14 protein-coding genes are annotated in these 15,276 nt (G+C 36.7%); 6 read left to right on the top strand and 8 right to left on the bottom strand.

Annotation, left to right across the window (positions count from 1 at the left end; all coding sequences use genetic code 11):
* Nucleotides 1-533: 533 nt before the first annotated feature.
* The 4 genes from HMPREF0693_RS01570 to HMPREF0693_RS01555 form a co-directional block, all read right to left on the bottom strand.
* Nucleotides 534-848: a hypothetical protein gene (locus HMPREF0693_RS01570; protein WP_004242983.1), complete on the bottom strand. Its 315-nt coding sequence runs from the start codon at nucleotides 846-848 to the stop codon at nucleotides 534-536.
* Nucleotides 849-927: 79 nt separating this feature from the next.
* Entirely contained in the window at nucleotides 928-2,034 is a 1,107-nt protein-coding gene (locus tag HMPREF0693_RS01565; RefSeq protein WP_004242982.1) for a TIR domain-containing protein, read from the bottom strand.
* Between the two features lie 1,020 nt (nucleotides 2,035-3,054).
* Nucleotides 3,055-3,756 carry an ArsR/SmtB family transcription factor gene (locus HMPREF0693_RS01560; protein WP_004242979.1) on the bottom strand — a complete coding sequence of 234 codons (702 nt, stop codon included), beginning with the start codon at nucleotides 3,754-3,756 and terminating at the stop codon, nucleotides 3,055-3,057.
* A gap of 33 nt (nucleotides 3,757-3,789) precedes the next feature.
* Nucleotides 3,790-4,104 carry an antibiotic biosynthesis monooxygenase family protein gene (locus HMPREF0693_RS01555; RefSeq protein ID WP_004248086.1) on the bottom strand — a complete coding sequence of 105 codons (315 nt, stop codon included), beginning with the start codon at nucleotides 4,102-4,104 and terminating at the stop codon, nucleotides 3,790-3,792.
* Between the two features lie 221 nt (nucleotides 4,105-4,325).
* Between HMPREF0693_RS01555 and HMPREF0693_RS01550 the strand changes: the two genes are divergently transcribed.
* A complete protein-coding gene (locus tag HMPREF0693_RS01550; protein ID WP_004242976.1) occupies nucleotides 4,326-5,393 on the top strand; it encodes an alpha/beta hydrolase family protein in 1,068 nt (355 codons plus the stop codon).
* A gap of 104 nt (nucleotides 5,394-5,497) precedes the next feature.
* Nucleotides 5,498-5,782: a VF530 family protein gene (locus tag HMPREF0693_RS01545; protein WP_004242975.1), complete on the top strand. Its 285-nt coding sequence runs from the start codon at nucleotides 5,498-5,500 to the stop codon at nucleotides 5,780-5,782.
* A 12-nt stretch (nucleotides 5,783-5,794) separates the two neighbouring features.
* Here the strand turns inward: HMPREF0693_RS01545 and HMPREF0693_RS01540 are convergent, their stop codons facing one another.
* On the bottom strand, nucleotides 5,795-6,964 hold the full coding sequence (locus HMPREF0693_RS01540) for a XylR family transcriptional regulator (protein WP_004242974.1): 1,170 nt from the start codon (nucleotides 6,962-6,964) through the stop codon (nucleotides 5,795-5,797).
* A gap of 188 nt (nucleotides 6,965-7,152) precedes the next feature.
* On the opposite strand from HMPREF0693_RS01540, the gene HMPREF0693_RS01535 reads away from it, so the two are divergent.
* The 4 genes from HMPREF0693_RS01535 (at nucleotide 7,153) to xylB (ending at nucleotide 12,664) form a co-directional block, all read left to right on the top strand.
* Nucleotides 7,153-8,322 carry a MalY/PatB family protein gene (locus tag HMPREF0693_RS01535; RefSeq protein ID WP_004242973.1) on the top strand — a complete coding sequence of 390 codons (1,170 nt, stop codon included), beginning with the start codon at nucleotides 7,153-7,155 and terminating at the stop codon, nucleotides 8,320-8,322.
* A 6-nt stretch (nucleotides 8,323-8,328) separates the two neighbouring features.
* Complete coding sequence (nhaC, locus tag HMPREF0693_RS01530; protein WP_004242972.1) at nucleotides 8,329-9,804, top strand: Na+/H+ antiporter NhaC; 1,476 nt, start codon at nucleotides 8,329-8,331, stop codon at nucleotides 9,802-9,804.
* Between the two features lie 10 nt (nucleotides 9,805-9,814).
* Nucleotides 9,815-11,131 (top strand): xylose isomerase, encoded by a 1,317-nt coding sequence (xylA, locus tag HMPREF0693_RS01525; RefSeq protein WP_012367934.1) that lies wholly within the window; start codon nucleotides 9,815-9,817, stop codon nucleotides 11,129-11,131.
* A gap of 78 nt (nucleotides 11,132-11,209) precedes the next feature.
* Complete coding sequence (gene xylB / locus HMPREF0693_RS01520) at nucleotides 11,210-12,664, top strand: xylulokinase (protein WP_004242969.1); 1,455 nt, start codon at nucleotides 11,210-11,212, stop codon at nucleotides 12,662-12,664.
* Between the two features lie 61 nt (nucleotides 12,665-12,725).
* On the opposite strand, the gene HMPREF0693_RS01515 is transcribed toward xylB, so the two are convergent.
* The 3 genes from HMPREF0693_RS01515 to HMPREF0693_RS01505 all read right to left on the bottom strand — a co-directional run bounded on the left by HMPREF0693_RS01515 (nucleotide 12,726) and on the right by HMPREF0693_RS01505 (nucleotide 15,146).
* Complete coding sequence (locus tag HMPREF0693_RS01515) at nucleotides 12,726-13,325, bottom strand: LysE family translocator (protein WP_004242968.1); 600 nt, start codon at nucleotides 13,323-13,325, stop codon at nucleotides 12,726-12,728.
* 359 nt (nucleotides 13,326-13,684) lie between these two features.
* The gene (locus HMPREF0693_RS01510; protein ID WP_004242966.1) at nucleotides 13,685-13,948 is read right to left on the bottom strand and encodes a YjbD family protein; all 264 of its coding nucleotides are present in this window, start codon (nucleotides 13,946-13,948) and stop codon (nucleotides 13,685-13,687) included.
* Between the two features lie 172 nt (nucleotides 13,949-14,120).
* The gene (locus HMPREF0693_RS01505; protein WP_004242965.1) at nucleotides 14,121-15,146 is read right to left on the bottom strand and encodes a threonine aldolase family protein; all 1,026 of its coding nucleotides are present in this window, start codon (nucleotides 15,144-15,146) and stop codon (nucleotides 14,121-14,123) included.
* Nucleotides 15,147-15,276 lie beyond the last annotated feature (130 nt).

Genomic DNA, 15,276 nt, shown 5'->3' with positions numbered 1-15,276 from the left:
ATCACGTCTTGTTGTTGATATTTTTACTTTAGATAGTTTACTTTAACAACCCCTGTCTTGATAAGATATGATGTTGCTTCACAAAAGAAGGGTTGAAATCCTCGATAAAATAGAGAATGCTGAAGGACTAAAGGTTTCTCTTTAACATAGAGTGGATTGTGCGAATCAATTATTATCGAAAAAGAGCATTATTTTTAATTTTAAAAAATTAACTTCCTTAGAATCTAATATAGAAAAGGAATATTCTCCATTACTAATTTCATTCATTTTATTTAAATAATAATCAGCTAAGGCTTTATTAAAATCCTTTCTAAAGTAGTATCTGATAAAAAGACAAAAAACATTGGGTTCCAACCAACATAATCAATCAGCCAAAAACAGAGATTTCAGCGACTATCCGTATTTACCTACCATGGTTCGCATAATGTTTGGCGCTATGTTACAAAAGGGTTCTGAGCCATTCCGGTAGAATGGGGTTGGGGTTTACCGGAATGGTGAAGGTTCGTCTTTATACATAGAGTGCATTGTGCGAATCAAATGGGAACTTGATCGATTCGCTCAACCGTTACAAGTGTTCCACAGTATGTCATATATAAATATGTTGCTTCTTTAAATTGTGCCGTTGTGGTACTGATTTTCGTACCATAAATCATATTTCCATTTATTCCAGTACTATCAATAAAAGCATCTAAAGCTTCTTGACTTTCATTTTTCTTTCGTTCGGTAAAACTACGGATTAAACCTTTATTTGATATCTCTACCTTATGTGTGTATTGAACAAAACCATGCAAATCAATTAATTTTAATTCAGGAGGGAGTGTGTCGGCGCTAATTACTATTTTACTCATTATAGCTTCCTTATTTATATCTAAAAAAACACCCTAAGTAAGTGTTAATGCCATCTCAGAGCTTGCCAAGTAATTTAATTCATATTAATTCTTCTCTCTCTAATACCTCTCGTATATTTTCAAATATAGCGGATATATTTCCCTTGGGAAACCTTATTTGACCTAATCCATTGATGTTGCTAAATTCTTGACATCCTTCTTCTAATAGAATAATTGCTTTTTCAAAACCTAAACGACCTTGAAATAAACCAACTTCATGGATAACATTCATTCTGGCTTGCATGTTACCATCTTGTAATTCATCTTCAGCTGTCATTATTAAAAATGCAAAACTAGCATGATCCAACATTTGAGCTAATCTTGCTATATTTGTAGTTCCAGCAATAGGGACTCGATTAAATTCATCATAAGGAAGATGCAACTTGTCTTTTATAAAATCTTTGAGTTCACGCCATAAATGTGAGCGTCCATGACCCAAAAATATATTAGTTCCAACTCTAGATGCCTTAGTCTCTTTTTCGTGTAGGTTGCTGATATGGCTAAATAATTTTATTGATTCTTTTTTCAGGTCAATACAGCGTGAGTAAGATTCTCTTAGACAAGCCATTTTAGCTATCATTGCTATATGTGGTGGCGTTCTTATTCCTTCAGAAATAGCATCCATATCTGTTGACAGAAGTTTACCTCTCGGTCTATGAACATCCACAAAATCACGCTCAGTATATATTTTAAATTTCTCTATTTTTTCTATTATCTTTTGAAGAAATAAGTCATCACTTGGTAGTTTTGCCTTATTGGCATAAATTAAAGATAATATATCATTTCTAGATTCATCAAATAACTCTTCATATTCATCAAATTGAATTTTATATTTATTGATATCTACATCACCAGATATTTGATATATATAGTTAATTACATCATCAAAATTATATTGTCTCCAATCACCTCTAGTTCCAGATGAAAACATTTGTTCAAATCCGTAATGGCTACTGAATATTGCTCCGGCAGGAGGCATTGAAAAATTTACGTAATAGACTCTAGATTGATAGCCTAACCACGAACCAGACCATGATTTCCCTACAAGATCTGCTTTTTCTATTATTTTTTCAAGCTCATTAAATTTTATTTTTGGTTCATCCGGTAATCTTTCAATAATTTTTTGAAGTTGCTCTGTTAGTAACATCACTCGTCCTTTATTTTATGTGTGTAGCATAAACAAATTCAAAACCCCCGTGCTGTACTACGGGGTAGTCTTAGGGTAATACCAAGGTTTTTGCATAAGTGATTAAAAAACACTCACACCAATTAATCATTTACATCAAAAATCTTTGCTAAATTTAATATAACATATTCTTATGTGTTTAATAGCGTCAGATATCATATTTCTAATTTTTTAACATTGATTATATAACGAGAAGAAAAGGTGGCTTAGACATTATCTGTGATAATTATTAATACAATAATACAATAATACAATAATACAATAATACAATAATACAAAAAGCTTTTAGTGTGATATCTGAAAAGCTGCGGTAAATGATTACCTCTACAGAAAATTATTTGTGGCGGGGATTTATGCAGTATTGAAGTGATAAACGATCACAAATATATTGGCGATTTTACGGTTAGATTTATAGTTACAACAAAGAGCAATATCAACGGTAGAAGTTTGAAATAATAAATAAAAATATTAAGGATTATTATTGGATAGATGTCTTTGATTCTTATGATAGCGTCACGGGCATCAACTTAACTGACGGTATAAACATCTAAAAAGGCTTTATTAAAATCCTTTCTAAAGTAGTATCTGATAAAAAGACAAAAAACATTGGGTCCAACCAACATAATCAATCAGCCAAAAACAGAGATTTCAGCGCCTATCCGTATTTACCTATCATGGTTCGCATAAGGTATAACGTTATGTTGCAAAAGGGTTCTTGAGTGTTTCGGCAAAATAAAGAACGCCGAAAGGCTCAAGGTTCGTCTTTAACATAGCGTATCTTGTGCGAGCCATTTTGAATATTAAAGCTTCGGGAAATAAAACTGAACGAGGGAGGGGTTGTTGGTAAAAAACCGTAAGATTTGAAGCCTATCCGTATTTACCTACCATGGTTCGCATAATGTATATTATGTTAAATAGAATGTAATAACCAATAACTTCATTCCTAGCTCTAATCTGTGCACGATATCCCCTACATCTAGATCATATTGTTATATTAAAATATTGGGCAAAAGCTTTATTGCCCTTTTCATTAATCGTCACTTCTCTATATCCTTGGTGGCGTTTTATCCAACCTTGTGTCTGTGCATGATTAAGTAATGCACTGCCAATTTGTCCACCTAGATGAAAACGCCTTTCACTCCAATCTAAACAAGGACAACAAATATTGCGCGAATGTTTTGCTTGGAAATTAAGTCCCATCAATTTAAAGCGTTTATCTCCGAATTCAGTTATTTCTGTTCCATCTTTTGTTATCCATTCTTCTTGGCAAAGTACCTGATAAATTTTAACGGCAATTTCACCGGCTAAATGGTTATAGCATGTACGTGCTTTTCTTAAATGTTCTGGGGTGGTAATTTTTGCTTGTGATACATGAACTGTTGAGAAGCTCATCAAATTTTCAATAACTTTTGCTATATCATCACTAGCTAATCGAAAATAGCGATATTTACCACGAGAGATCACAGAAATAAGGCCGCTACTGAGTAATTTTGATAAATGGCTGCTTGTGGTAGATGCGGAGATATCCGCAGCAATGCTCAACTCGGTGGCTGTCCACGCCCTTCCATCCATCAAAGCACAGAGTATTTTTACTCTGGAAATATCCGCAATAGCGGCTCCAACCGCGGCTATTGCTGACTCCAAAGTATGCTCATATTCCGTTTTTGTTTTGTAATTATTCATCTTATAACGGCTCTATTGTCCAGTATGGTGCAATTACGTGTGAGTACTTGTAAACTCATAACAACGTTCTAGTTTAACTATACTTATTTTATAAAAATCAAAAATGCTCTTTTTACCTTCTTGCTGTGCTTTGCTGTGCAAAATATTATTTTTCCATTGCAGTATAGCATCTTCATTTTTCCACCAAGAAAGCGATAATAGCTTTCCTTCCGTCGCTAGGCTTTGAAAGCGCTCGATAGATATAAATCCATCAATGTTGTTTAGTAATGGTCTTAGTTGAGATGCTAAAGATAAATATTGCCCCTGCTTACTTGTGGCTATTTGAACTTCAAAGATAACAGCGATCATTTTATTCTCCTTGTTAAGAATAAGCAGGATAACAAAGAAAATAATAAACGTTTCGATACCTATTGAAATGTTACTCCGGACTGAATGTAGAGTAGAAATGATGTTAGTATCTTTATTAAGCAATGATATCTTTAAAAGCACTTGTTACTTGTTATATTTATAACAAAAAATGTAGTATTATCAGATTTTTATGTACAAAAACATAATGTAAGAGAAAAATAATGAAAGTTCATTATGCTGTAGGTAAATATATAATTGCTATATTTATTCTATTACTGCTTGTTATCACCACCCTATTATTTTTTACAAGCCATATTCAAGACTTTGACTATGAAAATAAAGCTCAAGAAGAATTAAGTTTTGCATCTCAAGGAAACAGGCTATCAGGAACTCTTCTTACTCCTCAACATAAGACTCCGTCAGCGGTTATCGTGGTTATTCATGGTGATGGGCCTCAAGATCGTTATTCAAATGGTGGCTACAACCCTCTGTTCAATACATTTTTGGATGCAAATATCGCGATATTCTCGTGGGATAAAGCAGGCATTAGTGATAGTCAAGGAAACTGGCTACATCAATCAATGGAAGCTCGCGCTGAAGAAGCGGTAGCTGCATTAAAATTAATGCAACTTCGTTATCCCGAAGTTCAAGTAGGTTTTTTAGGGTTTTCTCAAGCAGGATGGGTTATTCCTATCGCCGCTAGTCAATCACAACCAGCTTTTTCTGTGATTATTGGTGGTGCTGTCAATTGGCGAGAACAAGGACAATATTATCAAAAATTGCGTTATGAACAGCAAGGAAAAATACCGGATGAAATTATACAATTGCTGGCAAAAGAACAAAAAGAAAATGATGATATTTTTGGACTACATGGTACAAAAGATCGCACTCGGCGCAATGATATGAGTGAAGATCGATTTAATTTTGTTGTTAAAAATTACTTAAGTGATTCATCAAGTTATTTAAGAAAAATGAATGGTCGTATATTAGCGGTATGGGGAAATAATGACTTAAACGTTAATGCTCAGCTTAATGCTTGTCACTATCGTGCAATATTAAATACTCATCATCAAGCTGATATTGTTGTTTTCCCTCATGCTAGTCATGGATTACTCCGTGTGCCAGAATTTAATTACCAATTAGAAAGTGATTGGCCAATATACCGTCAATTACAATTTCTGTGGGCTGGCCGTAAAGCTTACACTGAAGGTTCGTTACCACTTATTATCGATTGGATAAAAAATAAAAATCCGGATTTCTCTCCCTATAATATGGATTTTAATTTATGATTTTTAACCATAATAACAATATAGATGGCTTTATACTTTGGTTGTCTCTTGTGTTACTTTCTTGTACTCTGCTACGCTTTATTATCAACCTATTTGAGTAAACTATGACAGAAGCTCGTTCTAAAGATCCACTACACGGTATCACGCTTGAAATGCAAGTTAATGCGTTAGTGGCTAAATATGGTTGGGTTAAATTAAGCCAACTAATCAAAATTAACTGTTTTAGAAACGAGCCAAGTGTAAAGTCGAGTTTGAAATTTTTGCGCAGAACTCCTTGGGCGCGCTCTGAGGTAGAAGCACTATATCTAAATCTTGTTGAAGAAAACCTTGATGATACAATCAATTATTCTGAAAGTGATCCTTGGGCAAATAGTCGCTATAAAAAATAATTGTTATTTTTATTAATTCTCATCTCTAAAATCCTTTGGTGTCATGCCAAACTCTTTTTTAAAAATAGAGTAAAAATATTGTAACGACGGATAGCCACACATCAAAGAAATCTCTTGTATTGATAATGTTGTTGTGGCTAATAAGTTTTTCGCCCTTTTCAGCTTCTCTTCATAAATCACGGCATGGATAGTCTTCCCTACTTCTTTCTTAAAACGCTGTTCTAAATTAGAACGCGACATATTTACAGCGTCTAACACTTGCTCAGTTTTTATTCCTTTACAAGCATTGTAATAAATATAGTGCATTGCTTGTACAACGGTAGGATCACTAAATGAATGAAAGTCTGTTGAGCGACGTTCAATGATTTTTACTGGAGGAACTAATATTCTTGGTAGTTGTTCGGTTGGATGCCCTTCTAATATTTGATGCAGAAGCTTCGCGGCTAAATATCCCATTTGTCGTGAACCTTGTACTACAGAAGATAACGCTATACGTGATAAATAACGTGTCATATCTTCATCATCAATGCCTATAATACTGATTTCTTCAGGCACATTAATATTTAAGTTATCACAGACTTGCAGTAAATGACGCGCTCTGGCATCGGTGACAGCAATAATGCCAGTTTGTGGTGGCAACGTTTGTATCCAGTCAGATAAACGATTCTGTGCATGTTGCCAATTCTCTTGTGTGATATCCATACCGTTATAAATGATGCCAGGGTATTTTTCGCGAGTAACTAATTGCCGGAATGCATATTCTCTCTCATTAGACCAATGCGGGTAGTTTTTTGCCGGTAATCCATAAAAAGCAAAATGTTTAAGCCCTTTTTGCTTTAAATGTAAAAAAGCTTGATGAATCAATTGGTAATTATCAGTAGCAATATACGGCACAGAAGGATAATCTTTTGCTTGATGATAAGAGCCACCGACACCAATAACAGATAAGGGTGATTGGCTTAAATGTTGAGTAATAATGGGATCGTCAAAGTCTGCAATAATGCCGTCACAAACCCAATGATTAATATTATCAAGACGGGTGCGGAAATCTTCTTCAATAAATACATCCCAATGGCACTGTGACGCCTGCAAGTATTCACCTACCCCTTCAACAACTTGTCGGTCATAGACTTTATTAGCGTTGAATAACAGCACGATACGAAAGTATTTATCTTTTTTCATATTAGATCACCCACTCTTCCATGTTGGCCATTAAACCACAGCTTTGTATTTGCCAGCATTCTCCTTCGTGGCTATGTGATTACTATCACACAAGTCAGATTTCGTAATAGCAAAGTAAAAAATAGGAATAACCAAGAGTAAGTACAACGAGTATTTTGTTGTTAAACCACATTGCCGAGGGGATTTTCATGAATCAGAATAACTTTAATAAATTAATTTCTAGGCAAAATACCTACAGTGCTAAATGGTGCAACAGTAACGCCAATGTTATTCCATTATCGGTTGCCGATATGGATATTTCTGCACCAGATTTTATTATTAATAAACTCAGTCAGTTTAATTTAACCGGTATTTATGGCTATACCGATCTTAGTTCTGATTGGAATAATGTTGCGGTAAATTGGTTTAAATCTCAATATGCTTGGCATGTTACACCTGAATCTGTGGTGTTTTGCCCTCGTATTATCCAAGCCGTCTCTCTCTATATTCAAAATTTTACTCAAATTGGCGATAAAGTGACAACCTTGTCACCTGCTTATCATCCTATTAGCAATACAGTTTGTGTAAATCATCGCCATCTACTAGAAAGCCCATTAATTTATCATAATGGATACTATGAAATAGATTTTGACGATTTAGAAGATAAATTTAAACAATCTGTCTGTTTTATATTGCTCTCTCCCCATAATCCAACCGGAACAGTATGGCAACAAGCTGATTTATTAAAAATTGCTAAACTTGCTGAAAAATATAAAGTTTTTATTATTTCTGATGACGTTCATGCTGATTTTGTTTTTGATAATGCCATTTATCGTCCTATATCAACTTTAAGTAGCTATGTAGAGCAACACTCTTTTATTTGCACATCACCGGCTAAAACCTTCAATTTAGCGGGGCTTGAAATAGCCAATATTGTGATTGCTAATCCAGAATATCGTGAGAAATTTAAACAATGCTTAATTGCCGCAGGTATTCATAATCCTGGTTACTTCTCTGTCCCTGCTTTCTTACAAGCTTATACCTTACAAGGTCAACAATGGATCAAGGAGCTTAAACATTACCTTGCTGAAAACAGGCAGTGGGTAAAAGAGCAATGTGCACGTTATTTTCCTGATTGGGTTATCACTCAAAGCCATGGCACCTACATGCTATGGATCAATTATCAAAAAATGCAGTTAACCGAACAACAATTAAAGCATTGGTTTGTTTCATTAGCCGAAGTAGAAATGAGTTGGGGAAGCGGTTTTGGTGCGGCTGGGGATGGTTTTTTCCGCATTAATATTGCTACACCTCGTTCAATATTAGAAACCGTTTTTACTCGGCTTATTCGTACCTCACCTCACGCCAGTTTGGAATAAATTACAATGAAAACGCAAACGATAAATAATCCGAGAACCCCTACACTTCTCGAGTCACTGTTTCCTATATTTACAATGGTGGTGCTATTAGGCGGAGGTTACGCCGCTTTTGATTTACCTCCCGAACCACTAATGGTGTTATCAACCGTCGTCGCGGCATTATTAGTTAAACGATTAGGCTATCGTTACGACGAAATCTTAACGGCTATCTCACAAAAAATCGCCAAAACGATGCCGGCTTTGCTGATCTTAATTAGCGTTGGTTTATTAATCGGGACATGGATGGTGGGAGGAACCATTCCACTGATGATCTACTATGGATTAAAGATGATCAGTCCTGAAATGCTATATGTTACAGCACTGCTAGTGACATCATTAGTATCAGTTTGTACTGGTACTTCATGGGGCTCGGCGGGCACTATTGGCGTCGCTTTTATGGGCGTTGCTGTCGGTATGGAGGCTAATCTTGCAGCAACTGCGGGTGCCGTTGTTGCTGGTGCTTACTTTGGTGACAAACTCTCACCGCTATCAGGGGATACTAACCTCGCTGCAATGGCGGCCAGAATAGATCTTTATCAACATATCTGTCACCTGCTTTATACCACATTACCTTCCTTGATCCTCACAGCGATTATCATGACTGTTTATGGTATGAATGGCGATTTAGCAGGACAAGGAGTGCCTGAAAAAGTCACCTTAATTACCAATGGGTTGGAGAATATTTATCACTTCAACTTGATCCTGCTTATTCCTGTATTAGTCATTTTATATGGTTCGGTCACGAAAAAACCGACTATTCCAGTTATGCTAGCCTCTGCCGCTATTGCGATGTTGAATGCTTATCTTATTCAAGGATTTGGCTTACATGATATCGTAAAAAGTGCCGTTGATGGCTTTAATGTCTCCATGATCCAAGGTAAAGAAGTACCTGAATTATTAGGTAATTTATTAAATCGTGGTGGTATGAACTCCATGATGAGCACCCTACTTATCTGTTTCTGCGCACTCTCCTTTGCGGGGACTCTATCTTTAAGCGGTGCATTAGAAGTGATAGTTCATGCACTGCTAAAAATGGTGCATTCAACGGGATCGATGATCTTAGCGACCATTGCCTGTGGACTGACCATGATTGGTGTTACTTGCAATGGACAAATCTCTATTCTTATTCCTATCGAAATGTTACGTGGTGCGTATATTGAACGCGGTTTACACCCTAAAAACCTTGCTCGTACTGTTGAAGATTCCGCCACTATTTTTGAGCCTATCTTACCTTGGACTGCTGCCGGTGCTTATATGGCGGGCACATTAGGTGTTGCAACCCTAAGTTATTTACCTTGGGCTGTATTGTGCTGGAGTGGCATCTTCTTTGCCATGTTATGGGGTTTCACCGGTTTTGGCATTGCTAAATTAACACCAGAAGAGCAGGAAGAAATGACTGCTGAGCTTGGATCACATTCAGAATTACAACTTGATACTAAATAAGGACGGTTCCATGTCTTACTTTGATAAAATTGAACAAATTCAATATGAAGGTACCACCAGCGATAACCCTCTCGCTTTTCGCTACTATAATCCAGATGAAATTATTTTAGGGAAAAGAATGGAAGATCATCTGCGATTTGCTGCCTGCTATTGGCATAACTTCTGCTGGAATGGTTCGGATATGTTTGGTATTGGTACGTTTGATAGACCTTGGCAGACACCGGGAGAAGCACTAGAACAAGCAAAGCGTAAAGCGGATGTTGCTTTTGAATTTTTCCATAAACTCAATGTACCTTTTTACTGTTTTCATGATGTTGATGTTATCTCTGAAGGAAATAGCATTAATGAATATATCACCAATATGGCAGCAATAACTGAGGTATTAGCGCAAAAACAGCAAGAAACGGGCGTTAAATTATTATGGGGAACTGCAAATTGTTTTACTCATCCTCGTTACGGAGCTGGTGCTGCAACAAATCCTGATCCAGAAGTATTTGCTTGGGCGGCAACTCAAGTTTGTGAAGCGATGAAAGCAACAAAAACGCTGGGAGGCGAAAACTATGTGTTATGGGGAGGCCGCGAAGGTTACGAAACATTATTAAATACAGATTTACGCCAAGAGCGGGAACAAATTGGTCGTTTTATGCAGATGGTTGTTGAGCATAAACATAAAATTGGATTCCAAGGTACACTGCTCATCGAGCCGAAGCCACAAGAGCCAACTAAGCATCAATATGATTATGATACTGCGACAGTTTATGGTTTCTTAAAACAATTTGGCTTAGAAAAAGAAGTTAAAGTGAACATAGAAGCTAACCATGCAACTTTAGCGGGTCACAGTTTCCATCATGAAATCGCCACAGCTATTGCATTAGGTATTTTAGGCTCAGTCGATGCTAACCGAGGTGATCCACAATTAGGTTGGGACACAGACCAATTCCCCAATAGTGTAGAAGAAAATGCATTAGTTATGTATGAAATTCTCAAATCCGGTGGTTTTACGACTGGTGGATTAAACTTTGATGCCAAAGTACGTCGTCAAAGTAATGATAAATACGATCTTTTCTATGGGCATATATCCGGAATGGACACCATGGCAATGGCATTACGTATTGCAGCAAGAATGATCCAAGACGGTGGACTTGATAAATTTATTGCTCAACGTTATGCGGGATGGAGTGCTGAACTTGGCCAAAATATCCTACAAGGCAAATTAAGTCTTGAAGAAGTGGCAAAATATGCACAAAGCAATACCTTAGCGCCCCGCTTACAAAGCGGACGTCAAGAGATGCTAGAGAGTTTAGTGAATCGTTATATTTTTGGTTAAGGGTATAAAAAGATAAACACAGCAGAGTAGCGCTGTGTTTATTGATTTAATTAACATAAGATCATGGGGTAAAACGTCATGTATTTAGGGCTAGACTTAGGCACATCAAGTGTTAAAGCGATCATCATGAATGAGCAAGGTGATGTCGTTGCCAGTCATTCTATACCTTTAACCCTCTCACGCCCTCATCCTCAATGGTCAGAGCAAGATCCACAAGCATGGTGGCAGGCAACTGATGAAGCGATAAAACAACTGAGTCGTACTCAACCTATGGAACAGATCCAAGCCATTGGTCTCAGTGGTCAAATGCATGGCGCGGTATTACTTGATGCGCAGCAAAATATATTACGCCCTGCTATTTTATGGAACGATGGTCGCAGTGTTAAACAGTGTTTACGACTGGCAAAGCAGTACCCTCAATTTAAAGAAATTACGGGCAATTTAGTTATGCCTGGGTTTACAGCGCCTAAATTGCAATGGGGCGCAGAAAACGAAGCGGAGATCTTTTGTCAGATTGCTCATGTGCTATTACCAAAAGATTTTCTACGTTGGAAAATGAGTGGTAATTTTGCCAGTGATATGTCGGATGCGGCGGGTACACTGTGGTTGGATATGCAAAAACGCGATTGGAGTGATGAATTATTAGCGGCAACGGGGCTTTCTCGATGTCAAATGCCGACCTTATTTGAAGGTAACCAGATAACGGGTTACTTACTGCCAGAAATTGCTAAAAAATGGCAAATGAAACAAGTGCCGATTATAGCGGGTGGTGGTGATAATGCAGCGGGTGCAATTGGTGTAGGAGTATATCAACCGGGTCAAGGAATGCTCTCTTTGGGCACATCCGGTGTCTATTTTGTTGTCAGTGAAAAGTTTCTCCAAAACAGTGACAATGCGGTACATAGTTTTTGCCATGCATTGCCACAAACTTGGCACTTAATGTCGGTAATATTAAGTGCGGCTTCTTGTCTAGATTGGGTATGCCAATTAACGGGGATCAGTGATGTTGGTGCAATGTTTAAAGAAATAGAACAGCATGCTCATTCTGATAGTTCCCTACTCTTTTTGCCTTATCTTTCTGGTGAACGGACACCTTATAATAATGCGGATGCCAAAGGTGTATTTTGGGGGTTAACTCACCAACATCAGCGTGCGGATTTATGTCGAGCGGTGTTAGAAGGTGTTAGTTTTGCGTTGAGGCAAGGAATTGAAGTGGCGGATAAGGCTGGACAACATGCAGACAATATAACGTTAATTGGTGGAGGGGCAAGAAGTGAATATTGGCGACAATTACTAGCTGATATTACAGGAAAAACCTTGGATTATCGTCAAGGTGGTGATGTTGGTCCTGCGCTGGGAGCTGCTAGACTGGCGCAATTAGCGATAAATCCGGCTCATTTATCACAAATTATTCTTTCACAGCCAAAACTTGAAACACGTCATGTTCCCAATTTAGAAAAACATAAGGCATATCAAGATAAATATAATGCCTTTAAAAAGCTCTACACACTTATTGAAACAATGAAAATATAAAACAATATTGCGTTAACATCAGGATTATACAAAGGGCGAGATGATACTTGCCCTTTTCTATTTATTGGAATAATACAGAAATAGCACTTAATGCTAATAAACCACCCATAATAAAATTAAATAGTTTTAATATTTTGGGATTTTTTAATCGCTCTCGTAAGCTATGACCAAAAGTGGCCCATATAGCAACACAAGGAAAATTAATTAATGTGAAAATAATAGCAACTAACAACATTGAAATATAAGGATATTGTGGTGAGGTATATAATGTTATCCCTGAAATCGCCATCATCCATGATTTAGGATTAATCCATTGAAATAATGCAGCCTCTAACAAGGTTAACGGTGAGCCTTGTCTATTACTATTTTGCTCAACAGAATGACTAATTGCCGTTTTCCAAGCTAACCACAATAAATACAGTGCTCCGAGATATTTTAATATATTGTAAATAATGGGCGATGATTTAATAAGTGCTCCTATGCCTATCCCCACAGCCAATAACATCACAAAAAAACCGAGAGACACACCGATAGCATGAGGCATTGTACGCTTTAAGCCAAAGTTAATGCCTGATGCTAGAAGCATAATATTATTCGGGCCTGGTGTAATTGATGTAACAAATGAAAATATGGCTAATGATAAAAAAATGTCGAAAGTCATATATAAAATTCTAATCAATAAATAATGAATAAGGAGATATTAAATTGCCTTTTCTTTTTTTATTTACCAACTAGTGCTTAATTTTATAGGAATGGTAATACTTAGCGCTAGAGAAATTCATTATTTTAGGAATTTGTCTATCCATATGGATAAGTTTCAGCTTTTATTCTATTATATGGAATTTTCTACGGTATGATAAGTTAAAATAACGATATTATATAATAAGGTAATTGAAGGTGACTTATTACTAGAAGATATAACCTGCCCTACAAATATATTATTCTGATACCTTTCAAGAAAATATAACTATTAGCCCTAATAAATATATTGATATATTAGGGCTAATATAATAGCTATTGCTAACGATACCCGCGACGATGGTTTTGGGCAGACCAGCTATAGGTTTCATCACTAGAGACTAATTTCTGTTTTTTCTTCTGGGAAAGGGCTTTTTTGCTGGCTTTTTCTACTTCGAGGGAGATTTCGGTAATAATAGCATCTTTCACTTTATTCATTTCGGCGTTAGTTAATTCACGCCCCAATTTCTTTCTCTCTTGACCGATCCTGGTTCTAACGCGCATCTGTTGGGCATCTGTCATCTCTTGAAGAGTCAGCTTTTTCATACAATCACACCCTGTATTGAGAAAGGAGTCTTTAATATAACATCATTTCAACGACTCACAATCAATCAATTGCCTTTTTTGATAGTAAAACGCGATCGAGATAGATATTACGCGCTTATTACACGCGTAATATCATAAAGTGAGTGAAGGATTAAACTAACAGATAGACCGATTAAATAAGTTTAAGAAATTTAACTTTAAAATCATCAATATCTTGTTGTGTTGTTGCCCAAGAAGTACAAAGGCGCAAACAGCTTAGCTGTGGATCGTCAAGTAATATGCGATGAAAAACAAACTGTTGCGTTAGCTTTTCTGCAATGTCATTAGGTAAAATGACAAACACTTGGTTAGATTCTGGTGGTGCTAAAAAATCAAAACCATGCTCAGTAAAAAATGCGGCTAATTGTGAGGCCATCTCATTGAGATGTTTACCTAATTTAAAGTAGAGATCGTCGCTAAATAACGCCGCAAATTGCGCCCCTAATAACCAACCTTTCGCCTGTAATCCGCCCTTTTGTTTTAAGCTAAAGCGAAAATCAGAATTTAATGCAGGATGACAAATCACTAATGCTTCTGCTGACATAGCACCAATTTTCGTGCCGCCAATATAGAAAGCATCTGTTAAGTGTGCGATATCTTCAATCGTCAGATCGCTGTTATCAGACATCAACCCTGTCGCTAAACGTGCACCATCAAGATATAACCATAAATTATGTGCATCACAAAATTCGCGTAACGCTTGTAATTCGGCTTTACGATATACCGTACCAATTTCAGTGGCATTGGTTATATAAACAAGTTTAGGTTGCACCCAATGTTCATCGTTATGTTCAGCGAGGATCGGCTTCAATAAATCTGGGGTCAATTTACCATCAGCAGAAAAAGTGGTGATCACTTTATGGCCTGTTGCCTCAATTGCTCCCGTCTCATGAGTCGCAATATGCCCGGTACTGACAGAAATTACTGCTTGATGTGGGCGTAAAAAGTGAGAAATAGCGGTTAAATTAGTGATGGTGCCACCATTAAAAAAATGGATCTGCGCTTCGGGTTGTTTAATTCGCTGTTTGATTAATTCTTTAGCTTGATGACAAAGGGTATCCATACCATAACCATCATAACGTTGACCTACTGTATCTGTAATTGCCTTCATGACCGCAGGATGTGCAATTTCATTATAATCATTTTGGAAGCGGTACACGTGTACTCCTATTTATGTTGTGTTTGGTCTGTCTATTATAGATAAAAGAAAAGCATATGGCCTTTAATTGACAAATTATCAAATAAACACCACATGCTGAGTCTAATATATTTAAAAATAGAGCGATTTA

It is taken from the genome of Proteus mirabilis ATCC 29906, from assembly GCF_000160755.1.
Taxonomy (GTDB): Bacteria; Pseudomonadota; Gammaproteobacteria; order Enterobacterales; family Enterobacteriaceae; genus Proteus; species Proteus mirabilis.
The sequence above is the reverse complement of the archived record's forward strand: the minus strand, read 5'-3'. Positions and strand labels throughout refer to the sequence as shown.

Excerpts from the sequence above, each read along its gene's own strand:
- HMPREF0693_RS01570 (WP_004242983.1), bottom strand. The coding sequence starts at position 848 with ATGAGTAAAATAGTAATTAGCGCCGACACACTCCCTCCTGAATTAAAA.
- HMPREF0693_RS01565 (WP_004242982.1), bottom strand. The coding sequence starts at position 2,034 with ATGTTACTAACAGAGCAACTTCAAAAAATTATTGAAAGATTACCGGAT.
- HMPREF0693_RS01560 (WP_004242979.1), bottom strand. The coding sequence starts at position 3,756 with ATGAATAATTACAAAACAAAAACGGAATATGAGCATACTTTGGAGTCA.
- HMPREF0693_RS01555 (WP_004248086.1), bottom strand. The coding sequence starts at position 4,104 with ATGATCGCTGTTATCTTTGAAGTTCAAATAGCCACAAGTAAGCAGGGG.
- HMPREF0693_RS01550 (WP_004242976.1), top strand. The coding sequence starts at position 4,326 with ATGAAAGTTCATTATGCTGTAGGTAAATATATAATTGCTATATTTATT.
- HMPREF0693_RS01545 (WP_004242975.1), top strand. The coding sequence starts at position 5,498 with ATGACAGAAGCTCGTTCTAAAGATCCACTACACGGTATCACGCTTGAA.
- HMPREF0693_RS01540 (WP_004242974.1), bottom strand. The coding sequence starts at position 6,964 with ATGAAAAAAGATAAATACTTTCGTATCGTGCTGTTATTCAACGCTAAT.
- HMPREF0693_RS01535 (WP_004242973.1), top strand. The coding sequence starts at position 7,153 with ATGAATCAGAATAACTTTAATAAATTAATTTCTAGGCAAAATACCTAC.
- nhaC (WP_004242972.1), top strand. The coding sequence starts at position 8,329 with ATGAAAACGCAAACGATAAATAATCCGAGAACCCCTACACTTCTCGAG.
- xylA (WP_012367934.1), top strand. The coding sequence starts at position 9,815 with ATGTCTTACTTTGATAAAATTGAACAAATTCAATATGAAGGTACCACC.
- xylB (WP_004242969.1), top strand. The coding sequence starts at position 11,210 with ATGTATTTAGGGCTAGACTTAGGCACATCAAGTGTTAAAGCGATCATC.
- HMPREF0693_RS01515 (WP_004242968.1), bottom strand. The coding sequence starts at position 13,325 with ATGACTTTCGACATTTTTTTATCATTAGCCATATTTTCATTTGTTACA.
- HMPREF0693_RS01510 (WP_004242966.1), bottom strand. The coding sequence starts at position 13,948 with ATGAAAAAGCTGACTCTTCAAGAGATGACAGATGCCCAACAGATGCGC.